The organism is Vibrio jasicida 090810c (assembly GCF_002887615.1).
Classification (GTDB): Bacteria; Pseudomonadota; Gammaproteobacteria; order Enterobacterales; family Vibrionaceae; genus Vibrio; species Vibrio jasicida.
This window is the reverse complement of sequence record NZ_CP025792.1, coordinates 861,570-884,762: the sequence shown is the minus strand read 5'-3', so window position 1 is coordinate 884,762 and position 23,193 is coordinate 861,570. Positions and strand designations below refer to the sequence as shown.

25 protein-coding genes are annotated in these 23,193 nt (G+C 44.4%); 13 read left to right on the top strand and 12 right to left on the bottom strand.

Annotated elements, in window-relative coordinates; genetic code table 11:
* Nucleotides 1–3 precede the first annotated feature (3 nt).
* From hisA to hisIE, 3 genes are read left to right on the top strand one after another with little or no spacing between them, the layout of a single operon-like run.
* Entirely contained in the window at nucleotides 4–741 is a 738-nt protein-coding gene (gene hisA, locus C1S73_RS04180) for a 1-(5-phosphoribosyl)-5-[(5-phosphoribosylamino)methylideneamino]imidazole-4-carboxamide isomerase (RefSeq protein ID WP_038867124.1), read from the top strand.
* The gene (gene hisF / locus C1S73_RS04175; RefSeq protein WP_004749837.1) at nucleotides 723–1,496 is read left to right on the top strand and encodes an imidazole glycerol phosphate synthase subunit HisF; all 774 of its coding nucleotides are present in this window, start codon (nucleotides 723–725) and stop codon (nucleotides 1,494–1,496) included. Before hisA ends, hisF begins: the two co-directional genes overlap by 19 nt.
* Nucleotides 1,493–2,128, top strand: a complete 636-nt coding sequence (gene hisIE, locus C1S73_RS04170) for a bifunctional phosphoribosyl-AMP cyclohydrolase/phosphoribosyl-ATP diphosphatase HisIE (RefSeq protein WP_038867126.1) — start codon at nucleotides 1,493–1,495, stop codon at nucleotides 2,126–2,128. The genes hisF and hisIE overlap by 4 nt, the downstream gene beginning before the upstream one ends.
* Nucleotides 2,129–2,409: 281 nt before the next feature.
* Here the strand turns inward: hisIE and C1S73_RS04165 are convergent, their stop codons facing one another.
* The 4 genes from C1S73_RS04165 to C1S73_RS04150 all read right to left on the bottom strand — a co-directional run bounded on the left by C1S73_RS04165 (nucleotide 2,410) and on the right by C1S73_RS04150 (nucleotide 5,611).
* On the bottom strand, nucleotides 2,410–2,919 hold the full coding sequence (locus C1S73_RS04165) for a YchJ family protein (RefSeq protein WP_038867128.1): 510 nt from the start codon (nucleotides 2,917–2,919) through the stop codon (nucleotides 2,410–2,412).
* Between the two features lie 87 nt (nucleotides 2,920–3,006).
* The gene (locus C1S73_RS04160) at nucleotides 3,007–4,221 is read right to left on the bottom strand and encodes an EAL and HDOD domain-containing protein (protein ID WP_038867130.1); all 1,215 of its coding nucleotides are present in this window, start codon (nucleotides 4,219–4,221) and stop codon (nucleotides 3,007–3,009) included.
* Nucleotides 4,222–4,320: 99 nt separating this feature from the next.
* Complete coding sequence (gene lpxH / locus C1S73_RS04155) at nucleotides 4,321–5,058, bottom strand: UDP-2,3-diacylglucosamine diphosphatase (RefSeq protein WP_038867132.1); 738 nt, start codon at nucleotides 5,056–5,058, stop codon at nucleotides 4,321–4,323.
* Between the two features lie 58 nt (nucleotides 5,059–5,116).
* On the bottom strand, nucleotides 5,117–5,611 hold the full coding sequence (locus C1S73_RS04150) for a peptidylprolyl isomerase (RefSeq protein WP_038867134.1): 495 nt from the start codon (nucleotides 5,609–5,611) through the stop codon (nucleotides 5,117–5,119).
* A 204-nt stretch (nucleotides 5,612–5,815) separates the two neighbouring features.
* Here C1S73_RS04150 and cysS point away from each other — a divergent pair, with 204 nt between their 5' ends.
* Both cysS and C1S73_RS04140 read left to right on the top strand, forming a co-directional pair.
* Entirely contained in the window at nucleotides 5,816–7,198 is a 1,383-nt protein-coding gene (gene cysS / locus C1S73_RS04145) for a cysteine--tRNA ligase (RefSeq protein WP_038867137.1), read from the top strand.
* Nucleotides 7,199–7,285: 87 nt separating this feature from the next.
* Entirely contained in the window at nucleotides 7,286–7,864 is a 579-nt protein-coding gene (locus tag C1S73_RS04140) for a thymidine kinase (RefSeq protein ID WP_038867139.1), read from the top strand.
* A 75-nt stretch (nucleotides 7,865–7,939) separates the two neighbouring features.
* Here the strand turns inward: C1S73_RS04140 and C1S73_RS04135 are convergent, their stop codons facing one another.
* Genes C1S73_RS04135 through C1S73_RS04125 form a run of 3 tightly spaced genes read right to left on the bottom strand, consistent with a single transcriptional unit; the run spans nucleotide 7,940 to nucleotide 10,306 of the window.
* Nucleotides 7,940–8,578 (bottom strand): YdcF family protein, encoded by a 639-nt coding sequence (locus C1S73_RS04135; protein ID WP_038867141.1) that lies wholly within the window; start codon nucleotides 8,576–8,578, stop codon nucleotides 7,940–7,942.
* Nucleotides 8,575–9,402 carry an NAD(P)H-binding protein gene (locus C1S73_RS04130; protein ID WP_038867144.1) on the bottom strand — a complete coding sequence of 276 codons (828 nt, stop codon included), beginning with the start codon at nucleotides 9,400–9,402 and terminating at the stop codon, nucleotides 8,575–8,577. The genes C1S73_RS04135 and C1S73_RS04130 overlap by 4 nt, the downstream gene beginning before the upstream one ends.
* A gap of 28 nt (nucleotides 9,403–9,430) precedes the next feature.
* Complete coding sequence (locus tag C1S73_RS04125; RefSeq protein ID WP_038867146.1) at nucleotides 9,431–10,306, bottom strand: LysR family transcriptional regulator; 876 nt, start codon at nucleotides 10,304–10,306, stop codon at nucleotides 9,431–9,433.
* A gap of 89 nt (nucleotides 10,307–10,395) precedes the next feature.
* On the opposite strand from C1S73_RS04125, the gene C1S73_RS04120 reads away from it, so the two are divergent.
* Entirely contained in the window at nucleotides 10,396–10,821 is a 426-nt protein-coding gene (locus C1S73_RS04120; RefSeq protein WP_038867149.1) for a PACE efflux transporter, read from the top strand.
* Between the two features lie 72 nt (nucleotides 10,822–10,893).
* Here the strand turns inward: C1S73_RS04120 and C1S73_RS04115 are convergent, their stop codons facing one another.
* From C1S73_RS04115 to C1S73_RS04105, 3 genes are all read right to left on the bottom strand, one after another.
* The gene (locus C1S73_RS04115; RefSeq protein ID WP_244179735.1) at nucleotides 10,894–11,736 is read right to left on the bottom strand and encodes an IS3 family transposase; all 843 of its coding nucleotides are present in this window, start codon (nucleotides 11,734–11,736) and stop codon (nucleotides 10,894–10,896) included.
* Nucleotides 11,733–12,242, bottom strand: a complete 510-nt coding sequence (locus C1S73_RS04110; RefSeq protein WP_038873058.1) for a helix-turn-helix domain-containing protein — start codon at nucleotides 12,240–12,242, stop codon at nucleotides 11,733–11,735. The genes C1S73_RS04115 and C1S73_RS04110 overlap by 4 nt, the downstream gene beginning before the upstream one ends.
* Before the next feature lie 90 nt (nucleotides 12,243–12,332).
* Nucleotides 12,333–12,569: a TIGR02647 family protein gene (locus C1S73_RS04105; RefSeq protein WP_038873668.1), complete on the bottom strand. Its 237-nt coding sequence runs from the start codon at nucleotides 12,567–12,569 to the stop codon at nucleotides 12,333–12,335.
* A gap of 299 nt (nucleotides 12,570–12,868) precedes the next feature.
* Here C1S73_RS04105 and focA point away from each other — a divergent pair, with 299 nt between their 5' ends.
* On the top strand, nucleotides 12,869–13,729 hold the full coding sequence (focA, locus tag C1S73_RS04100; RefSeq protein ID WP_038873665.1) for a formate transporter FocA: 861 nt from the start codon (nucleotides 12,869–12,871) through the stop codon (nucleotides 13,727–13,729).
* 58 nt (nucleotides 13,730–13,787) lie between these two features.
* Here focA and C1S73_RS04095 read toward each other — a convergent pair whose 3' ends face one another.
* Complete coding sequence (locus C1S73_RS04095; RefSeq protein WP_095759865.1) at nucleotides 13,788–13,925, bottom strand: hypothetical protein; 138 nt, start codon at nucleotides 13,923–13,925, stop codon at nucleotides 13,788–13,790.
* 255 nt (nucleotides 13,926–14,180) lie between these two features.
* Nucleotides 14,181–14,975 carry an ABC transporter permease gene (locus C1S73_RS04090; RefSeq protein ID WP_038873662.1) on the bottom strand — a complete coding sequence of 265 codons (795 nt, stop codon included), beginning with the start codon at nucleotides 14,973–14,975 and terminating at the stop codon, nucleotides 14,181–14,183.
* Between the two features lie 464 nt (nucleotides 14,976–15,439).
* On the opposite strand from C1S73_RS04090, the gene torE reads away from it, so the two are divergent.
* The 6 genes from torE (at nucleotide 15,440) to C1S73_RS04060 (ending at nucleotide 23,193) form a co-directional block, all read left to right on the top strand.
* The gene (torE, locus tag C1S73_RS04085) at nucleotides 15,440–15,619 is read left to right on the top strand and encodes a trimethylamine N-oxide reductase system protein TorE (RefSeq protein WP_005450728.1); all 180 of its coding nucleotides are present in this window, start codon (nucleotides 15,440–15,442) and stop codon (nucleotides 15,617–15,619) included.
* Between the two features lie 50 nt (nucleotides 15,620–15,669).
* Nucleotides 15,670–16,854, top strand: coding sequence for a pentaheme c-type cytochrome TorC (gene torC, locus C1S73_RS04080; protein WP_038873660.1), 1,185 nt, complete (start codon nucleotides 15,670–15,672; stop codon nucleotides 16,852–16,854).
* A 25-nt stretch (nucleotides 16,855–16,879) separates the two neighbouring features.
* Nucleotides 16,880–19,342 (top strand): trimethylamine-N-oxide reductase TorA, encoded by a 2,463-nt coding sequence (gene torA, locus C1S73_RS04075; protein ID WP_038873657.1) that lies wholly within the window; start codon nucleotides 16,880–16,882, stop codon nucleotides 19,340–19,342.
* Nucleotides 19,343–19,541: 199 nt separating this feature from the next.
* Nucleotides 19,542–21,284 carry a glycoside hydrolase family 36 protein gene (locus C1S73_RS04070; protein WP_038873654.1) on the top strand — a complete coding sequence of 581 codons (1,743 nt, stop codon included), beginning with the start codon at nucleotides 19,542–19,544 and terminating at the stop codon, nucleotides 21,282–21,284.
* A gap of 146 nt (nucleotides 21,285–21,430) precedes the next feature.
* Nucleotides 21,431–22,339, top strand: coding sequence for a metal ABC transporter substrate-binding protein (locus C1S73_RS04065; RefSeq protein ID WP_038873650.1), 909 nt, complete (start codon nucleotides 21,431–21,433; stop codon nucleotides 22,337–22,339).
* Nucleotides 22,339–23,193, top strand: a complete 855-nt coding sequence (locus C1S73_RS04060; RefSeq protein WP_038873649.1) for a manganese/iron ABC transporter ATP-binding protein — start codon at nucleotides 22,339–22,341, stop codon at nucleotides 23,191–23,193. Before C1S73_RS04065 ends, C1S73_RS04060 begins: the two co-directional genes overlap by 1 nt.

Sequence of the window (23,193 nt, the reverse complement as noted above, 5' to 3'; positions counted from 1 at the left end):
AGTGTGATTATTCCAGCTCTTGATTTAATTGAAGGACAGGTGGTTCGCCTTTATCAAGGTGATTACGGCCAAGTAACCGAGTACAAAGTCGACCCAGCAGAGCAGTTCAACTTGTACCACCAAGCGGGTGCTAACTGGCTGCACTTGGTGGATTTAACTGGCGCGAAAGACACGACAGCACGCCAACTTGATTTGATTGCAAAGCTACTAGCAAGCACACCAGCGAACATCCAAATCGGTGGTGGTGTGCGTACAGAGCAAGACGTGATTGATCTGTTAGAAGCCGGTGCGCAGCGTGTTGTCGTTGGCTCAACAGCAGTAAAACAGCCAGATCTTGTGAAAGGCTGGATGGAAAAGTATGGCGCAGAGAAAATCGTTCTCGCGCTAGACATCAACATCGCCCAAGACGGCACACGTAAAGTAGCGATTTCTGGTTGGCAAGAAGATTCAGGGGTGACCATCGAAGCTCTGATCAACGATTACCTAACGGTAGGTTTGCAGCACGTGCTTTGTACGGACATTTCTCGTGACGGTACGCTAGAAGGCTCAAACGTAGAGCTTTACGTTGACCTATGCAAACAGTACCCACAAGTGCAGTTTCAATCTTCAGGTGGCATTGGCTCATTAGCGGATATCGAAGCGCTAAAAGGCAGCGGTGTGGCTGGCGTTATTGTTGGTCGTGCGCTGTTAGATGGTAAGTTCACAGCAGAGGAGGCGTTTGCATGCTGGCAAAGCGAATAATTCCATGTCTTGATGTTCGTGATGGACAAGTGGTAAAGGGCGTTCAGTTCCGTAACCACGAAATCATTGGCGACATCGTTCCTCTGGCACAGCGTTATGCGGAAGAGGGCGCCGATGAGCTTGTGTTCTACGATATTACCGCTTCAAGTGATGGTCGTGTCGTCGATAAAAGTTGGGTCGCTCGCGTTGCTGAAGTGATTGATATTCCTTTCTGTGTGGCTGGTGGTATTAAATCAGCGGAAGATGCAGCGCGCATTCTTGAGTTTGGTGCAGACAAGGTGTCTATCAACTCACCTGCATTGGCAAATCCGCAGCTGATTACTGACCTAGCTGATAAATTTGGCGTTCAATGTATCGTTGTTGGCATCGATTCATACTACGACAAAGAGACGGGCAAGTATCAGGTTTACCAGTTTACTGGTGATGAAGAACGCACCAAAGCAACTCAATGGGAAACACGTGATTGGGTGCAAGAAGTACAAAAGCGTGGCGCTGGTGAAATCGTATTGAACATGATGAACCAAGACGGCGTGCGTAACGGCTACGATATTGAACAACTTAATATGGTGCGTGAAGTGTGTAACGTACCATTGATTGCATCGGGCGGTGCAGGTGCCATGGAGCATTTCGCAGAAGCCTACCAAAAAGCAAATGTGGATGGTGCGCTTGCCGCATCGGTATTCCACAAGCAAGTCATCAATATTGGTGAACTAAAGCAGTATTTGAAACAACAAGGCATTGAGGTACGACTATGAGTGTGAAAGCCGCCGAAGTAAGTTCGCTAGCTGAGCGAATCAACTGGGAAAAGGTGGATGGTCTGGTACCTGCCATCGTACAAGATTTCCAATCAAGCCAAGTGCTGATGATGGGTTACATGAACCAAGATGCGTTGGCAAGAACGGGCGAAACGGGTCAAGTGACGTTTTTCTCTCGTACCAAGCAGCGTCTTTGGACGAAAGGTGAGACCTCTGGCAACGTATTGCAATTGGTGAACATTCAGCTCGATTGTGACAACGACACGTTACTGGTGAAAGTGAATCCCATTGGTCCTACGTGTCACTTGGGTAACACAACTTGCTGGGATGTGGACCCTCAAGAGGAGTCACAAATGGTGTGGCTTCATCAACTTGAGCAGCTATTGGCTGCCCGCAAGAGTGCCGACCCAGATTCCTCTTATACTGCCAGTCTTTATGCCCGTGGCACCAAGCGTATTTCGCAAAAAGTGGGCGAAGAAGGCGTTGAAGTCGCGCTTGCGGCGACGTCGGGCGATAAGGCGGAGTTAGTGTGTGAATCGGCAGACTTGATTTACCACTTAATGGTATTGCTTCAAGACCAAGGTCTATCGATGAATGACGTAGTGAATAAACTGAAAGAGCGTCATAAATAAGCCTGTTATAAATAAATGAAAGCCCCTATGGCTCAAGAGTCTAGGGGCTTTTTTAATCTAATATTGTTGATTCGATGGGGAAACCTGACAGCAGAACCCACGGTGATTAGGTTCTGAGTCATGCTCGTGCTTCGTTGTTGAGAATGACGATATACTTTGTAATGGTACTTGAGACCGCGTTACTTATTTCAAATCGAAGAACATTTTACGTCATTCCGACGAGCCTAGGCGAGATCAGGAATCTCATTAAAGCAGGCTTAATAAGCTAGGCGTGGGTGCGATTACCCACAACACTTCTTAAATTTCTTACCGCTTCCACAGATACACGGATCGTTACGACCGACCTTTAGGCTGCTTACCGGTTGGCTTAAGCGAGGATCTTGTTCAGGCTCTTTCTCGTCTTCTGGAAATGTGCCGTCAATGTAGTACCAAAGCCCATCTTCTTTCACGAAACGAGACCGCTCGGTCATGCAGTAGCGTTTGCCGTTTTCGTCAAAGTAAGCGTTGAATTCAACAAAACCTTCATTCTCGTTGCTACTCGCTTCGGCTTTTACTACCTCAAGCTTGCACCAATCGCTGTCGATGGATTGGGCAATGCCTTCACGTTGCTCTTCTGCATTACAGCTTGGGTGGTAAGTGTTCACCACGTAATCCACTAGACCTAACACATGCGCACTGTAACGAGAGCGCATTAACTGCTCCGGAGTGGTGACGTCAGCATGGTTATTGTGGGCAATTTCACAACACTGTTGGTAGGTGCGGTTAGAGCCGCAAGGACAAGAAGAAGCCATAAAATGAAATCTCGATTAATTAAGCGGTAAAAACAAACAACCTCACATAAGTGAGGTTGCAGGTATTCTTTGGGGCATTATAGCCGTTTAGGGCGTTTGAGACAGCAGTTCTTGAGCCCAAGCCGTGGATTGGCTAAACGCTTTGGCTAATTGTGGCTCAGTGAGTTTTAGGGCGGTACAGTATTTCTCTGTCATTTCCCAATCTGCTTTCTCGTAAGCGATGATCATTGAGAGAAGGTAACCCAAAACACCTTTGTGCCCAGTTAAGGCATGTTTAATTTCTTCATCGACAGGTATATCACTGATGACATCTTCAAGAGGTTGGTCGAGGAGAGAGCCTAACAGTGAAAACATCCCAGTAAGAAATGCCTGACCTGGGTCATATTTGGTTTTCATTTGGCTCAACAAAATCTCACACATACGTGCGCGTTGAATCGCTAATGAGTATAGAGAGTCAGGCTTGTCTTCATGTACCGAAGCAATTGCAACAAGAGAAATAAAGCGTCTTAAACGTTCTTCGCCTAGATAAACCAATGCTTGACGGAAAGATTTGATCTTAGTGGTGAGCGTGTAGCCAGAATTGACATAAGTCAGAAGCTTGTACGACAGCGTGACGTCGATAGAGAATAAACGCTCGACTTCGTTAAAGTTAATCGGCTTGTCGGCAATTTCTTTACACAACTGAATCACCGTTAGAAACGCTGGATTGAGGCGTTTCTTCTGAATCATTTCTGGTTTGCTAAAAAAGTACCCTTGAAAATAGTTAAAACCCGCGTCCATCGCTTGTTCGAATTCTTCATAGGTTTCAACTTTCTCGGCCAAGAAATCAATATCAAAATGAGACAGGGCTTGAATATAAATGGCGGCCTTGTCTATCGGCACTAAGCGAATGTCGAATTTGATGATAGCGACGTAAGGTAAGAAGCGTTTCCAAGCTTTGGTTGGAACAAAGTCATCTAACGCTACGCGATAGCCAGAAGCATGAAGGTGTTTAATGGCATTCAACAACTCATCCGTCGGTTCGCAGTCTTCGAGAACTTCAACCACTAAGGATTCATTTGGGAATAAAGTTGGTACAAGGTTAACTAAGCTTTGGTAGGGAAAGTTAACAAAGCCAAGTTTATCGCCCAGCGTGCTGTAGTGCGTTGATAGGAAATGATCAGATAGAAGTCGACTAGTAGCCAGCTCAGGTTCTACTTCTGGGAAGGTATTTTTCGGACCGTCACGAAAGAGAAGCTCGTACCCAATGGTACGTTTTTCTCTATCCAGAATCGGTTGGCGAGCTACGTATGAATACTTCAATGCGGTATTATGTTCTGTTTAACTTAGTATTACGATGATAGCGATTTTCTGCAAAATTTCTATGCTTTGAGCGTCAATCTTTTACATGCTTGGCAGGCTTTACTTCATTTCTGTGTGAAACGGCCGTGTTTGAAGGTCAAAACCACCAGAATTTACTTGTAAAACTGAGCCTTGGGTATACCAATCACCTAAGACAATGCGAGTGGTTTTAACACCATTTAGCTCGAAAAAATGTGTATTTGGGCGATGAGTGTGTCCATGAATCATCAGGTTGACGCAATTCTGAGACAGCACGTGTTCAACTTCACCTTGGTTCACATCCATGATATCGAGAGACTTAGTCTTTTTGTCATCGCGAATATCCGATTGAACTTTAGAGACAATTCTTTTTTTAACAAACCATGGAATACGATTAAAAAGCCATTGTAACCAAGGTTTGTGAACCGTCTTGCGAAACTCTTGGTATTTGATGTCGTCAATGCAAAGGGTGTCGCCGTGCAAAATGACGGCTTTTTGGCCGTAAAGATCAATCGTGCACACGTCGTCGAGTAATGTGATGCCCGTTTCCTTACAAAAGCGTTTGCCCAATAAGAAGTCTCGGTTACCTTGGATAAAATAAACAGGGACGCCCATATCCGTTAGTGTTTTAAATTCCGCACGGATTTGGTCTGCAAAAGGGGTGTTATCATCATCGCCAACCCAGAATTCGAATAAGTCACCAAGTACGTACAGGGCTTCAGCCTCGATGGCTTCTGTTCGCATAAAAGTCTCGAAGCATTCGGTAATGTCCGGACGGGAAGGGGCGAGGTGAAGATCAGATATAAATAATGTCGTCATAGAAATAAGGGGAGGCGATGCCTCCCCACTAACTTATCTCTTTGGTAATTCGTATGAATTACTCTTCGATTGTTGTACCAGTGATCGTTACGTCTTCTAGAGGTACGTCTTGGTGCATGCCGTAAGAACCAGTGCTAACGCCTTTGATCTTGTTTACGATGTCCATGCCTTCGATTACTTCACCGAATACACAGTAACCCCAACCATCTAGGCTTTCGCTACGGAAGTCTAGGAACGTGTTGTTGTTTACGTTGATGAAGAACTGAGAGCTTGCTGAATGCGGCTCCATAGTACGTGCCATAGCAAGTGTACCCACTTTGTTGCTAAGACCGTTGTTTGCTTCGTTCTTGATAGGTGCACGTGACGCTTTTTCACGTAGACCAGACTCCATACCGCCACCTTGGATCATGAAGCCATCAATAACACGGTGGAAAAGTGTGTTGTCGTAGAAACCGTCGCGGCAGTACTGAAGGAAGTTTGCGCTTGTTTCTGGCGCTTTCTCTTCGTTTAGTTGAATCTTGATGTCACCAAAATTAGTGTGAAGGGTGATCATGCTACTTTCCTTTACTATGTTGTATTCAAAGAGGGATTCTAGCCTAAGTTAATACGCATGGAAAACTCAGGATCATCAAAATATACGCTTTGTGCTTGAAGTTTAGCCGATTATCGTTTTATCCGTTAATTGCTATTACCTAATAAGGTCGGAGTTGATATACTCCTTGTTCTCGTAATTCATTCACAAGCATAGATAGAGATCATGTTAAAGATATATAACACACTGACAAGACAGAAAGAGGAATTCAAACCAATTACAGCCGGCAAAGTTGGCATGTATGTCTGTGGAGTTACCATTTACGATCTCTGTCACATTGGTCACGGTCGTACGTTTGTTTCTTTTGACGTTGTGTCTCGCTACCTTCGTTACCTAGGTTACGATCTAACATTTGTACGTAATATCACTGATATTGATGACAAAATCATCAAGCGTGCGGCAGAAAATGGTGAGTCTTGTGATTCTCTGACTGAACGTTTAATCGGCGAAATGCATGCGGACTTTGATGCACTAAACATGAAGCGTCCGGACGTTGAGCCTCGTGCAACTGAATTTATCGCAGAAATCATCGAGCTGGTTGAAAAACTAATCGAGCGTGGTTTTGCTTACGTTGCAGACAATGGCGACGTAATGTTTGAAGTAGGTAAGTTCAATGAATACGGCAAGCTGTCTAAGCAAGACCTTGATCAGCTTCAAGCTGGTGCTCGTGTTGATATCGAAACTGCAAAACGCAGCCCGTTAGACTTCGTACTTTGGAAGATGTCTAAACCAGGTGAACCAACATGGGAATCGCCATGGGGCGCGGGTCGTCCAGGTTGGCACATCGAATGTTCTGCAATGAACTCGTCAATCCTAGGCAACCATTTCGATATTCATGGCGGCGGTTCTGACCTTCAGTTCCCACACCACGAGAACGAAATCGCGCAATCATGCTGCGCTCATGACACGCAATACGTGAACACATGGATGCACAGCGGCATGGTAATGGTAGATCGTGAGAAGATGTCTAAGTCTCTAGGTAACTTCTTTACTATTCGTGACGTTCTAGGTCATTACGATGCTGAGACAGTTCGTTACTTCCTAATGTCTGGTCACTACCGTAGCCAGCTAAACTACAGCGAAGACAACCTAAACCAAGCACGCGCGTCTCTTGAGCGTCTATACACATCTCTACGTGGTCTGGATCTAAATGCTGCGCCAGCCGGTGGTGAAGAGTACGTAACTCGCTATACAGCAGCGATGAACGATGACTTCAACACACCAGAAGCTTACTCGGTACTGTTTGACATGGCGCGTGAAGTAAACCGTCTGAAGACAGAAAATCTAGAGAAAGCGAGCGAGCTAGGTGCGCTAATGCGTGAACTGGCTGACGTGATCGGTATTCTTCACCAAGATCCAGAAGCGTTCCTAAAAGGTGATGCAGGTGACGACGATGAAGTGGCTGAAATCGAAGCACTAATTAAGCTACGTAACGATTCTCGTGCAGCAAAAGACTGGGCTAACGCAGATATGGCTCGTGACAAGCTGACTGAAATGGGTATCGTTCTAGAAGACGGGCCGGAAGGCACAACGTGGCGTCGTAAATAACGATTGAATCTTAAAAAGGGGCTGATGATTCAGCCCTTTTCTTTACAAGCTTTTATAAATTCTAAACTTTAACGAAGGTAGTGCTCTGTGGCTCAGATGTATTTCTATTACTCGGCGATGAACGCGGGTAAATCAACGACTCTTCTTCAATCTTCTTTCAACTACCAAGAGCGCGGTATGACGCCAGTGATTTTCACTGCGGCACTTGATGATCGCTACGGTGTTGGCAAGGTAAGTTCACGTATTGGTTTGCAATCAGACGCACAGCTGTTCCGTCATGATTCCAACCTATATCAAGAAATCGCTGCACTGAATGAAGTGGAAAAACGCCACTGTATTTTGGTTGATGAATGTCAGTTCTTGTCAAAAGAACAGGTTTACCAACTAACTGAGGTGGTTGATAAGCTTCATATTCCAGTACTTTGTTATGGCCTTCGTACCGATTTTCTTGGCGAACTTTTTGAAGGCAGCAAGTACCTATTGTCTTGGGCTGACAAATTGGTCGAATTAAAAACTATCTGTCACTGTGGCCGTAAAGCAAATATGGTGATTCGTACTGACGAAAGCGGCGTTGCTATCAAAGAAGGCGATCAAGTTGCTATTGGTGGGAATGACAGCTATGTCTCGGTTTGTCGCCAACACTACAAAGAAGCACTTGGCAAGTAAACGGCTCTTGATAAGAGAAAGCCACCAGATTTGGTGGCTTTTTTATTGTTTGTTAGCAGGTGGTTGAGTGAAGGATTACACTAGACCAAATTCAAACTTTTCTTGCAGTGCTTGATAAGAGGATTCAACGTGAGCAGGAATTTCTTGCTCGGTTTGAAAGCCTTTTTCTGGGTAGGTTTTAATCCTAGAAAAATCTTCCATTAACGCGGCTAAAACCATCATCAACGGCATGTCTTCATTGATGTATTCAAAGAAAGGATGTGCGGTTGAGGTCACTAGTAGTTGTGAATATGAAGATTGCCACTGTTTTTCGAAAGTGGCGATGGCGCGTCTTTCCATAAATGGCTTCTGAACTAGAATCAGAGAATCACAGCTGATCCCTTTTTCTATCAACAACTGTTCAGTGAATCGAACATTCTCGCCGCTGTTGCTCGATTTTGTCTCTGCAACAATGGACTCACTTGGGACGCCAGCGATTCTCGCAATTTCAGCAAAGGTTTCGGCTTCGCTTTTCTCAAACAAGCCATCTGTAAATCGCCCTTCACCTCCAGAAAACACAATCAAGGGCGCAAGTTTTTGGTGGTAAAGCTTAGCGGCGTATTCAGCAACACGCAGGTCATTACTGCACATAACAAACAAGCAGTCAGCCGATTTTAAGTCATGTTTAAGCTGCATGTAGTCCCACAAGGTTTCGATGTGTTGATAGAGTTTCATAGTGCATCCAGCGTTGAGTTGAATTGGAACTGGTAGCCAAGCGCAATAAGCTTGTCAGCAAGGATTCGTTTATCGGCAGTTTCAGTGACTGGTGGGAGGGCAATATCTAAATCACTTCTTGTAATGGCCGCTTGGTAAAATTCGGCTTTGCTGACGGTATTCGGCGTTGTGGCGTTCACAACTTCATTGCTGATTTGATTGAGAGCGAAAGCCGTTGCCGCCACAGCATCGTTTTGATGCACCATATTCGCAGGGGCTTTACGGCTCACTTGTTTCAATCGCAGTGCAAAGCGAGAAGGGTGGCGGTCAGAGCCGATTAAACCACTACAACGGACGATGGCGTAATCGATACCGGAATCAATCACGTATTGCTCAGCTTGTAGCATAATGCGGGCGTTGTCAGAGAAGTGTTCTTTCGTCTGGGCCAATGCCAATGTGGCGTCTTCTTCTTTCATATCGACGGCTAGGTTTGGGTATACCGTCGTTGAGCTGACCATCAAAATCTTTTCAACGCTACTCACTTTTACCGCTTTGCTTAAGCGATGCCATTGCTGTGCGTACTCTTGCCCATTTCCTTTACGAAAGCCAGGAGGGAAAGCGCCGACAATACGTTCGATATGGTGCTGTTTGATGATATCAATGAGTCGCTGCTCAGAGTTCGGTTCATTGAGATCGAGCAGAGCAGTTTGAACGGAAGGTATTGGAAACTCATCCAATCGAGTTTGGCTGCGTCGAGTGACGATAACTTGATGTCCTTGGTCAATAAGCGTTTGTGCAAGTGGTGTGCCTAACCAGCCTGCGCCGACGATCAATGTATTTGCCATCTGTAAGTTCCTACTTCTTCATCCCTGATTAAGATTCAAACAGGGTTTGTAATTCTAATCTGGCTTGTTGGTGTAGAGGATCGGAGTGCCATTTCTGATGTTGTATCAGATCGATGTTGACTTGCCATGCCAGTTTTGTGAATTCTTCGCCAATTTTGATCAGCGTATTGGGTGCATGTGACACCAAATGGTTTGGAAGAAAACACCAACCAAATCCCTTATTTGCCAGTTCTAATAAGATGTAATAATTATCAGCGTACCAGATATCTGGGCTAACCGCCTGATTGAGTCCGCTCGTATCGGTATTTTTTGAACGTATAACCAGTTGTCTATGTTGCTTTAACTCATCGATATGACGCACTTTTTGTTTCGCTAAAGGATGCTGGGAAGAAACAAAAACGTCAAAACCGATATTACCTAGGTTTGAGTAATCGATATTCTGTGGCATTTGTAAGTCGCTGAGAATAATACCTGTGGTTGCTCGACCTGATTTAACGAGTTCGATGATATCTGGACTGGAGCCTGTTAAACATTCAACTTGGATATATGGGAATTGTTGCTCTAGATTTTTGAGTGCTTGGGGTAGGTTAGTCAGAGGGATACCTTCGTCAACCGCAAGAATAAACTGCGTCGCGTGTGGTGAAAACAATTGAGATGCTTTGTTATTCAGTCGGTCGAGTTGACTGATGGTGGCTAACGCGTAGGGCAAAAGTTCATGGCCTTTTTCGGTGAGTTTTGGGTAGCGTCCTGTTCTATCAAACAGGTCGACGCCACAATCGAGCTCCATGTTCATCACGTGTTGGCTTACCACGGACTGAGCTCGTCCAAGTTTTCGTGCAGCTGCAGAGAAAGATCCTGCTTCAGAAGTTGCGACAAAGGCCTGTAGTTGTTCAATAGTAAACATATCGTTTTTACCGATGGTATCTAACTTTTACTTATCTAGATGATAGATAAAATGTCAGCCATTGAGTAGAACAATTTAGGTAAAAACACATGGCACGTAACGAACGTATCTTTCACGCTATCCTATTTGAGCTGTTTGCATTGGCGATGATTATCCCAGCGGCTTCACTTGTCACAGGGAAAGGCTCAAGCGATTTGGCTGTCGTTGGTATTGGGTTAAGCTTGTATACGGTAGTCTGGAATTACATTTACAATTTGTATTTTGACAAATGGTTTGGGTCAAACCGAGAAGAAAGAAGTTTAATGGTGCGTATTGGTCACACGGTTGGATTTGAAGGTGGGTTGATATTTATCACCATTCCGGTCATTGCGTGGTTCTTACAAATTACATTGCTGCAAGCACTCGCATTAGAAGCTGGATTCTTAATCTTCTTTTTGTTTTATGCAACTGGCTTTAATTGGGTTTATGACAAGGTCAAACCTTACGGCAAAATGAAAAAGCTGATCGCCCAATAAGAATTCAGAACGAATGACAAAAACAGAAAAGCCACCGAAAATGAAGTGACCCCGTAAAGTTGGACATTTCTGTTAAGCGGCTTTCAAGGCCTGAGTTCGATACTCTATCGGAGTTAGGCCTTTTAGCTTCACCTTTATACGTTTGGTATTGTAGTACTCGATGTATTCTTTAATTTGCTCTATCAGAGTATCTGCATCTTCAAAGCTCTGGTTGTGATACATCTCTGTTTTAAGTAAAGCAAAAAAGTTTTCTGCAACAGCATTATCCAAGCAGTTACCTCTTCTCGACATACTTTGTATTAACCCACTCTCTTCGATTTTTTGCTGATATTGTCGATGCCGATATTGCCAACCTTGATCGCTATGTATAATTGGCTTTGAGTTCGGTCTAAGCTGTGATATCGCTTCCGTCAACATATCAATGACAAGCGGCAAACAGGCATTTTTAGCTACTCTATAAGCAACCACCTCTTGAGTAAACAAGTCGACAACCGGAGACAAGTACACTTTCTGCTCTTTGACTTTGAACTCCGTAACGTCAGTTACCCACTTTTCATCTGGCTGGGACGCACTAAAATCTCTTTCAAGTATGTTGGGAGCTGTTCTTCCAGACTCACCTCGATATGAACGGTACTTTTTAATCCTGACCGTTGATTTAAGGTTTAGCTGAGCCATAAGCCTTTGAACCGTCTTGTGATTCAACATGAAGCCTCGCTTTTTTAGTTCCAAGTGAATACGGCGGTAGCCGTATCGCCCCTTATGCTCATGATAAATTGACTTTATCAACCGCAGTTCACTTTCGTAACTATCAGTACGCTTGCTTGCTTGAGCCTGATAATAAAAGACACTTTTCGCCAGTTGCAGAGTTTGCAACAGGTGCTTCAGTGGGTACTTACCTTTAAGAGTTAGAGCTATGACCGCTTTTTCTTTGTTCGACGGTTCTTTTCTTGCTCCAACTCTTCCAACTTTTTTAGAACAGCATTCTCAGTTCGTAAGTAGATCAACTCCTCTCTTAGCTCCTCAAGTGTCATTTCATTATCTGGTTTAGTGGTACGTTGAGGCTGCTGTTTCATTGAAGGTCTTCCTTTCTGGCGAATTTTGAGCCCTTTGATACCGAGCTCGTTAAATCTTTTGAGCCAGACAGATAGTATCCCAGGGGACGAGAGGTTAAATACTGCGCTAGTGTGCGAAAGAGACCAGTCATTCGTCCACATTAAATTTAATGCTTTTAGCTTTGTTTGAGCAGAAACAGCATGTTTAGTTGGTAAAAATGAAGCTGCACCATGGATAGCAAAAACTTGGGCCCAATACCGAATCTGTCTCGAAGAAACTGAATATTGCTTTTCTAAATAACTAGATGACGTACCATTTAAGCATTGTTTAGCAATGACACATTTTAGCTCGCGGCTATATTTGGACATAAAAAGACCCCCAATAATTAGTGTCCAACTATGGGGGGTCAGTTCAAAAGGGTGGCTTTTTACTAAGAAGATTGGAACAAACTTGTGAGATTACTCTGCTGAAAGAACTCGAAGGATCTTGTCGGCATGTTCTGCAACTTCGATTCCTTCGTCGGTTAAATAACCACCATCAGGCTGAGTGCATAGTTGTTTTTCGTATAGGCGGGCAACCGCTGCCTGCATGTCTTCTGAAGCTTCTTTGTGGACTTTAATGCCCGTAGCTGCACTGGTTAAGTCGAATTGAAGAAGTAGGTTCAGTTCGGCGATGTGGTCAGCTGAATATTTCATAGGTAATTCCTTTGTGCTTTTTTATCCAAGCTAGTCTGAAAACTTAGGTTGAGCAATAGAAAACCGTGAGAAGTGTTAAGTGTGGCGCTATCGGCCTGATATAACGCGGAATTTTTATTCGATGGTAAACATCGCTCCCAAATATTAATGATGGTTAAGACAAGAACTCATAGTTGAGTTTTATCGATCACTCTCTCAGCAACAACAAATTTAGTAAACATGAAAAATAGCCCTTGAAAAACTCTGGAAATGGAGCGATTATCCGCGCCTCGTTAATTGTTTCTAAATGTTACACTTCCATGAACTTCAATCAGTTTGACTCACTCTTACCACCTCAGGCTGCTGAACGTGCCGCCGAAGTAGGTGTTGGCAAAGCGACTAAAGCCCCAATGAAGTCTTTTCTGCTCGCTATTTCAGCAGGTCTTCATATCGGTATCGCTTTCATTTTCTATACAACCGTTACCACTGGTGCGGGCGATATGCCTTGGGGTATTACTCGCTTAATCGGTGGTTTGGCTTTTAGTCTTGGTCTTATTCTAGTCGTGGTGACAGGTGGTGAGTTGTTTACCAGTTCTGTACTCACACTGGTTGCTCGCGCAAGCGGCAAGATTTCATGGAAAGCCTTAATGAAGAATTGGCTGGTTGTGTACTTCGGTAACATGGTTGGCGCAATATTGCTGGTGGTATGTATGTTGATCACTAAGCAATATATGTTCGATGGTGGCCAAGTAGGTCTGAATGCGATGGCTATTTCTCAGCACAAACTGCATCATGGCTTCTTCCAAGCGATTGCGCTGGGCATCATGTGTAACGTTTTAGTTTGTATCGCGGTTTGGATGACCTTCAGTGGTCGTACGCTAACAGACAAAATTGCCGTTATGATTCTGCCTGTAGCGATGTTTGTATCAGCAGGTTTTGAACACTGTATTGCAAACATGTTCCAAGTGCCGATGGCGATTGGTATTAAATACTTCGCTCCAGAATCGTTCTGGCAAATGACAGGTGCGAATATCGCAGATTATGCAGATTTGAATATGGTTGGCTTTATCATGAACAATCTTATTCCTGTAACGATTGGCAATATCATTGGTGGCGGTGTCTTCGTAGGCATGTGGTATTGGATGATTTATTTACGCGATGAAGATAAGCACCTTAAATAGAATTGAAAAAGGCAAGCCAACTTGGGCTTGCCTTTCTTTTATCTGCCGTTTGAAAGGGTTAGATTAACTCTTCGTTAATACCAAACTCCTTCGGATTCCAGTGAGACGTTATTTCTCCTGGCTCTTGTACCAACCAGTCCACTGGTGAATCTGACAGCAATTCATCTGCGTTTTCCTGCATGATTAACTTATCCATAGTGACTCCTCCCTTTGTGGTTAACTGCACTCTAGAGTCTCCATATGTCAGTTGAATGACTGCTTTATGACCATTTGGGGGCGTGGGAGATAATGGCCTCTAATTGATGTTATGTTTCTGGTTGCTTATGGGTTTTAGTGGTTTATCCACATTTTCTGTGGATAACCTGTCTTAAAGATCGTGTGTATCTTTTTGGAACAAGAAAAATTCATAAAATGAGACGCTTATGTGGTCATGTATTCGCCATTCGACTAGTTAATCCTTGTTGATAAACTTAACTTTCACGCGACCTTCTCTTGTTTGTACACAGCTCAATGTCATTTCCAATGTAATCGCAACAGACACACTTAGCATGACGAAAATCGCCAACATGATTATCAATTGATACTTAATTGCCACCATTGGGCTAGCTCCACCAAGGATTTGGCCTGTCATCATCCCAGGAAGGGTCACTAACCCCGTTGTTGCCATAGAGGCGAGGATTGGGGCAAGCGACTTACGTAGTGCTTCTTGAAGGAAAGGGAATGACGCGTATTTTGGTGATGCGCCAAGTGAGATAGCGGCTTCGTACTCGGATTTTCGTTGTTCAAACGCAGTGAATAGGTTTTGCAAAGCAACAATATTACTACTCAAACTGTTCCCTAACAGCATACCAGCTAAAGGAATTAAGTACTGGGCGTTGTAGAAGGGGACCGGTTTTACCAAACCTAAGATTATGCCAGCGAGTAGGGGAAAAAGGCTGCACGTTAAGCCTGTGATGAGAGGGAGCATTAGCGGTCTTTTGGGAAGGTTCGCTTTGCCTACAATCGAACTCGCCCCAACGACAATCATGACCAACAACCAGACAAGATTCACAGTTAAGCTATTCAGTTTAAATAGGTACTCAAGATAAACACCCACTAAGAGCAGTTGTACGGTCATACGGGCAATACTGATGGCAGTGTCTTTGGCTATGCCTAATTTGTATCGAGTATTAATGGCAAAGGGAACGATAAGGATCAAACTAAAAAGTGCGAGCTCAAACCAATTAATGTCTACAACTTGATTCATAAATGTTCCCCCAAAAACAACGCTTTGATTCTAACGAAGTAGTATGGGTTTATGAATTGCTAAGCTCTGTTTTTTTGCAAACTTATCGACAAAAAAGTCAGTCGGATTCTGTGAATTTTTCTTAACATAACGTTCACAAGGTATTGTCTTTAGTCGAAAAAATAGCGGTTTAGTAGCACGAAAAAATCCATTTAAATGTAAACAAAGTTATCTTTATGTTGTATCTTTAACAAGGTTGCAAAAGACTTATTTTTTCACATCTGTTAATAATTTTAAATAAAGAATATCAATCAAACACATCTCTGGATGAGCTCAAAAAAGTGTTGGATAACAAGGTATGAAGCGTCAGATTTGATTGAACCTTACTGATAGTATGGTCTAACATTTTCCAATAGAGATTGTAAAAAACTTAAGCTTGGTAAGACAGGCTTTCCAATAACACTAGATACAAAATAGGCAAATGTATGAGTGATGTTAACAAAATTGAGAGTGGTGAAAAACGCTCACTGGAGTGGAAGTCTTTCCTCTTCATTGCAGTTGTTCTCTTCCCAATTCTGAGTGTGGCTTTCGTAGGTGGCTACGGATTTATTGTTTGGGCACTTCAAGTGTTCTTCTTTGGTCCCCCAGGTGCGCACGGCATGTAAGCCAGTGAGCTCATAACCACACTTTAGAAAAGATTTTAAGAGAGCAAATAATGAAATCATTAATCATTAAACTGTGGCGTACTATGACGCGCCCGGCAGTTCATATCAGCCTTGGTGTGCTGACTATGGGCGGTTTCATCGCTGGTGTTATTTTCTGGGGTGGCTTTAACACAGCCCTAGAAGCAACCAACACAGAAGAATTCTGTATCAGCTGTCACACAATGCGTGACAACGTATACGTTGAACTACAAGACACTGTTCACTGGAAAAACCACTCTGGTGTTCGTGCAACTTGTCCTGACTGTCACGTTCCTCATAACTGGACAGATAAGATCGCTCGTAAAATGCAAGCGTCTAAAGAAGTATTTGCACAAGTATTTGGTAACTACGATGAACCAGGTGTTTTTGAAGAGCGCCGTATCGAACTTGCTAAACACGAATGGGATCGTTTCTCTGCAAACAAATCTCTAGAGTGTAAAAACTGTCACAACTACGACTCTATGGATTTCGAGCAAATGTCTCCAACAGCTCGTATCCAAATGAAACAAGCTGCTGAAAAAGATCAGAGCTGTGTTGACTGTCACAAAGGCATCGCGCACAAACTTCCAGCTGGTATGGACAGCATCGGTGGTATTGTTGGTGACCTAGAAGGTATGGCATCTAACACAGATTACGGTGTAGGTCAGGAGCTAGTAAGTGTTCGTCACTTACCAATCTACTTCGACGATAAAGGTGCGAAAGAAGCAGGTCTTCTAAACCCAGCATCAACAGTGAAAGTTCTTGAAGAAAAAGGCGACTACGTTGAAATCGAAATCGACGGCTGGCGTAAAGCGAAAGGCTTTGGTCGTGTAATCCAAGAAGACTTCGGTAAAAACATCGCAGTAGCTTCTCTACTTAAAGACGCTGCAACAGACGCTGACGTTGTAACGGCTGGTGAGAAGAAAGTGGATGAGCTAACAGGTCTTCCTTGGGAAAAAGTGGCTGCGAAAGTATGGATCAAGAAAGAATCTATGCTGAACGACATCACGCCTGTATGGGAAAAATCAGCAGAAGCATACAAAACAAACTGTTCAGTATGTCACACACAACCAGCTGAAGCGCACTTCGATGCGAATACATGGCCAGGTATGTTTGACGGTATGCTAGCGTTCGTTAACCTAGATACAGACAGTGAAGCACTGATCTTGAAGTACCTACAGAAGCACTCTTCAGATTATGCTGAAGGCCACCACTAATAAGCGTCGGATTGGAGTAAATTAAATGGCTATTACACGAAGAAGTTTTCTTAAAGGTGTAGCAACCACAAGTGCAGCGTCAGTTATCGGTCCAAGCTTATTGGCTTCAGCATCTGCAAATGCAGCTGAGACTACGGGTACTTGGAAAGTAACAGGTTCACACTGGGGCGCGTTCCGCGCCCACATCTACGCGGGTAAAGTTCAAGAGATCAAACCGCTAGAACTAGATAAGAACCCAACAGAAATGTTGAACGGCATCAAGGGCATCATTTACAGCCCATCACGTGTTCGTTACCCAATGGTTCGTCTAGATTGGCTTAAAAAGCACAAATACAGCGCGGAAACGCGTGGTAACAACCGTTTCATCCGTGTTACATGGGATGAAGCTCTAGACCTGTTCTACCGTGAGCTAGAGCGTGTTCAAAAAGAATACGGTCCATGGGCTCTACACGCAGGTCAAACAGGTTGGAACCAAACTGGTGCGTTCAACAACTGTACTGCACACATGCAACGTGCGGTAGGTATGCACGGTAACTTCATCACTAAAGTAGGTGACTACTCTACTGGTGCGGGTCAAACCATCATGCCTTACGTACTTGGTTCTACAGAAGTATACGCACAAGGTACGTCTTGGTCTGAAATCCTAGAGAACTCAGACAACATCGTTCTTTGGGCAAACGACCCAGTGAAAAACCTACAGGTAGGTTGGAACTGTGAAACGCACGAGTCATTTAAGTACCTAGCGCAACTGAAAGAAAAAGTAGCGAAAGGTGAGATCAACGTTCTATCTGTAGACCCAGTGAAGAACAAGACTCAGCGTTACCTTGAAAATGACCACTTGTACATCAACCCGCTAACAGACGTAGCATTTATGCTTGCTGTTGCGCACGTGTTGTACAATGAAGACCTATACGACAAGAAGTTCATCGAGACTTACTGCCTAGGTTTTGAAGACTTCATCAAGTACGTTCAAGGTGAAACGAAAGATAAAGTTGTTAAGACGCCTGAGTGGGCTGCACCTATCTGTGGTGTGAAAGCGGACAAGATTCGTGAATTCGCACGCATGTTAGTAAACGGCCGTACACAAATCCTGATGGGTTGGTGTATCCAGCGTCAAGAGCACGGTGAACAACCATACTGGGCAGCTGCAGTTGTGGCAGCAATGGTTGGCCAAATCGGTCTACCAGGTGGCGGTATCTCTTACGGTCACCACTACTCAAGTATCGGTGTTCCTTCAACTGGTTTCGCGGGCCCTGGTGGCTTCCCTCGTAACCTAGACACAGGTATGAAACCGAAGTGGGATAACAACGACTTTAACGGTTACAGCCGTACTATCCCTGTTGCACGTTGGATCGACTGTCTTCTAGAGCCAGGTAAAGAAATCAACTACAACGGTGGTAAAGTTAAGCTTCCAGACTTCAAGATGATGGTGATCTCAGGTAATAACCCATGGCACCACCACCAAGATCGTAACCGCATGAAGCAAGCATTCCAAAAGCTTCAGACTGTGGTAACTATTGAGTTTGCGTGGACTGCAACATGTCGTTTCTCTGACATCGTTCTACCAGCATGTACTCAGTGGGAACGTAACGATATTGATGTATACGGTTCATACTCGAATAAAGGTTTGGTTGCTATGCACCGCCTAGTGGATCCATTGTTCCAATCTAAGCCAGATTTCCAAATCATGAGTGAGTTGACTCAACGCTTTGGTCGTCGCGACGAGTACACTCGTGGCATGAGCGAAATGGAATGGATCCGTAGCCTGTACAACGATTGTAAGAAAGCGAACGACGGTAAGTTCGAGATGCCAGAATTTGAAGAGTTCTGGGAACAAAGCGTACTAGACTTCGGTGAAGGTAAGCCTTGGGTTCGTCACGCTGACTTCCGTAAAGATCCAGAAATCAACCCACTGGGTACGCCTTCTGGCTTCATCGAGATCACTTCTCGTAAGATCGGTCGTTACGGTTACGAACATTGTCAAGAACACCCAATGTGGTTCGAGAAATCAGAACGATCACACGGTGGCCCTGGCTCTGACAAACACCCGTACTGGCTGCAATCTTGCCACCCGGACAAGCGTCTGCACTCTCAGATGTGTGAATCTGAAGATTTCCGTGCTACTTACGCTGTTCAAGGTCGCGAGCCTGTATACATAAACCCAGCTGATGCGAAAGCAAAAGGCATTAAAGACGGTGACTTGGTACGTGTATTTAACGACCGTGGTCAACTTCTTGCTGGTGCGGTTCTAACAGACAGCTACCCACGTGGTGTTGTGCGTATCGAAGAAGGTGCATGGTACGGTCCTCTAAACGAGAAAGTAGGTGCAATCTGTACTTACGGTGACCCTAACACACTAACTCAAGATATCGGTTCTTCTGAGCTAGCACAGGCGACTTCTGCGAACACATGTATCGTAGACTTCGAGAAATTCACTGGTAAAGTTCCACCAGTGACTTCATTCGGTGGTCCAATCGAAGTTGCTTAATAACAACACTAAGCTTTAAATGAAATACCAGCCTTCGGGCTGGTATTTTTTTAACCAAAATTTCAGTGAGCATTCTCTCAATACTTATTTGATATAATTAGGAACGATGTCGATTCGTGATGTCGATAACGATTTGGGGGAGAGAAGCAAAGGATAATGAAGGAAACAACACAATAATAATCAAGTGAGTAGATTTTCTATGGCTCAAACCATTCAATTGGCCAATCACACTGAAATAACGGTGATGGATAACGATCTTCAGTTCGAAGTCGTTGGTAACCAACTGCACTTTTCGTTTGCGGGGATTCACAACAAAACCTACAGCGAACGAGAAGTACTATTTGAAATGCCTTTCTTATATGAGCAAGGAGCGACCGTTATAGGTGACGGCTTCCAGATGCTCGCTCAAACTTCGGGCACCATTTCTCACCCCGTCGATATTGGCCGCTGTCCTGATAACAATGCGTCGTATCGAATCTATCCGGAACATGCGCCAAAACGTTACTACAACTATCTCGTTGTAGAAGATGCTGCAGGCTATACCTTGTTTGGTTTCACCTCATGTCATCGTTTTGCGGGTTATTTTGATGTTGTTCAACATGGTGATCATTGGATTCTATCTGCTGCTCTCGATGGTGAAATGACACAAGTGGCCGATTGGGCGCACAATACCCTTGAATCTGTTGCCGTTTTACGTGGTGATTCTCTGTCTGAACTCTACGCTGAATACAGTGAGATGATTGCAGAACATCACTCCGTGCGTAATGGTGTTTTACAAGATGCGCCAATTGGGTGGTGTTCTTGGTATGCGTATTATGCGGAAGTGACTGAAAATAACGTCCTAGAAAATGTTGAATGCATGCAAGATAAGCTGTCTGAGCTTGAATGGGTATTGTTGGATGATGGCTACCAAGCTTTCATGGGCGATTGGTTAACGCCTTCTGATAAGTTCTCTGGTGGTGTAAAAGAGCTTATTCATAACATTCGCGCGAAGGGCAAGAAGCCCGCGATCTGGATGGCACCATTCATTGCCCAACCAGAATCAGAAATCTTCAAAAAGCATCCTGAATGGTTTGTGCGTCACGAAGACGGAGACCTCCTGAAAGCTGAAGATGTCACCTTTGGTGGTTGGCGCTGTACACCTTGGTACATTCTCGATACTTCAAACCCTGAAGTTCAAGATCACTTAACTTACGTCGTATCTGTCATGCGAGAAGAGTGGGGTGTTGAGCTATTCAAATTAGACGCAAACTACTGGGGCACTTTAAAAGGTAAGCGCAGTCAATCGGGCGTAACCGGTGTAGAAGCCTACCGCATGGGGATGGAAGCGATCGCCACAGGGGCAGGGGATGCATGGCTATTAGGCTGTAACGCGCCAATGTGGCCTTCTTTGGGCTTAGTCGATGCAATGCGTGTGTCTGACGATGTCGAGCGCCATAGTCATCGCTTTGAACAAATCGCTAAAGAGACTTTCTTCCGCAGTTGGCAACATCGTAAGTTGTGGCAAATCGACCCTGATTGTGCGACGTTTACTTCACTTCCAAACCAAGCCGCTTCCCGAGAAGACTACCAATTTCATCGCAATGTTCTATTAGCTTGTGGTGGCTTACTGCTTTCTGGTGATCCTTTGCCAGAGATTACGTCATTTGCGAGTAAGACACTCTCTAAACTAATGCTGCGCCAGCGTCGAAATCAAGAGGCTGCCAAGTTTACTGCGTTAGGCTTAAATCACGCATTTTTGCCGCTGACCTCCAAGAATGACCTACATTGCTTGTTTAACTACACCAATGATGAACCTATGGAATTTACCCTCACAGCCGACCAACCTACCGATTGGTACGATTTTTGGACCGGAGAAAAAATCAACCAAGAGCCGTGCCAATTATTGTTGGTCAACTTAGATAAAGGATTGAATGCGAAAGCAATTGTGACGGCTGTTTAAAGGGCTGTTCAAAACGATCTCACACTTTTCATAAGATAAAAGTTAAAAACACTGTAAATGATAACCATTATCATTTACAGTGTTGCTATTGGAATGTAGAATCATTCTAACTTTCAAAGTAACTTTGCCTTCTGGAGAAAACAAGGATGAGATTGAAACTTGGTGCTTTAGCCAAACCTGCAGCTGTACTTCTGTCATTATTATCATTGGGATTGAGTGCGTCAGCGGTGGCTGATGAGAAATTTAAAGTCGTGACTACCTTCACCATTATCGCTGACATCGCGAAAAATGTTGCTGGTGATGCTGCTGTTGTCGAATCCATTACGAAGCCCGACGCTGAAATCCACAATTATCAAGCTACGCCAGGAGACATTCGTCGTGCTCAAGGCGCTGACCTTATTCTTTACAATGGACTGAACTTAGAACTGTGGTTCAAGAAATTTTTCAAAAATCTGCACGATGTTCCAAGTGTGATTGTCACGGAAGGCATCAAACCAATGAGCATCGCGCAAGGCCCATACAGTGGTAAGCCCAACCCACATGCTTGGATGTCCCCAAGTGACGCGTTAATTTATGTCGACAATATTCGAGATGCTCTCGTGAAATATGACAGCGTTAATGCGGAGACTTACCAGAAGAATGCAGAAGTCTACAAAAAGCAGATCATGGACATGGTGCAGCCAATCCGTGAAAAAGTCGCTCAAATCCCAGAAGACCAACGTTGGTTAGTGACCAGTGAGGGGGCGTTCAGCTACTTAGCTCGCGATTTTGGTTTAAAAGAGCTGTACCTATGGCCAATCAATGCAGATTCACAAGGCACACCACAACAAGTTAAACGTGTCATTGATGAAGTTCGCTCCAATAAAATCCCAGCGGTCTTTAGCGAAAGTACGGTCTCTGCTAAGCCAGCGCAACAAGTTGCTCGCGAGACGGGGGCGACATACGCAGGTGTCCTTTATGTTGACTCGCTAAGTAGCCAAGATGGTCCAGTCCCTACGTTTTTGGATTTATTACAAGTGACGTCTAATACAATTGCAGAGGGTCTAGAGCAGTAATGACGGGTATTAAAGTATCGGACATCAGCGTCACTTATCGTAACGGACATACCGCACTGTATGACGCGAGTTTTACACTTCCAAAAGGGTCGATTACGGCCCTTGTTGGAGTGAATGGAAGTGGTAAGTCTACGCTATTCAAATCGATCATGGGTTTTGTTCCGGTGAGCCAAGGATCGGTCGAGATCCTTGGTCTCCCTGCTAAAAAAGCACTTAAGCAAAATGTGGTGGCTTACGTTCCACAGAGTGAAGAAATCGACTGGAATTTTCCCGTATTGGTCGAAGACGTTGTCATGATGGGACGTTACGGTCATATGGGGTTGTTGCGAATTCCAAAGCAAAAAGATCATGACATGGTGACGGCCGCGCTGGATCGCGTGAACATGACGCCTTTTAGAAAACGCCAAATTGGGGAACTTTCCGGCGGTCAGAAAAAGCGAGTATTTCTGGCAAGGGCACTGGCTCAAGAGAGCAACGTTATTTTACTCGATGAACCTTTTACGGGGGTCGATGTTCAAACCGAAGATCAAATCATGGCATTGCTTCGTGACCTACGTGACGAAGGCAAAGTGATGCTGGTTTCTACCCATAACCTCGGCAGTGTTCCAGACTTTTGTGACCGTACCGTATTGATCAATCGAACGGTATTGGCATCTGGTATGACTCGTGATGTTTTCACTCCTGAAAACCTTGAACTTGCTTTTGGTGGGGTCCTTCGTCATTTCATCCTTGGCGGTAAAGACCTTCATGAAGACGATGATGAACGTAAGCTGACAGTCCTTTCAGATCACGAGCGTCCGGTCGTGATGTATGGCGAGCAGCAAGCGGTACCTGTTTCTAGAGTTGAGAAGTAA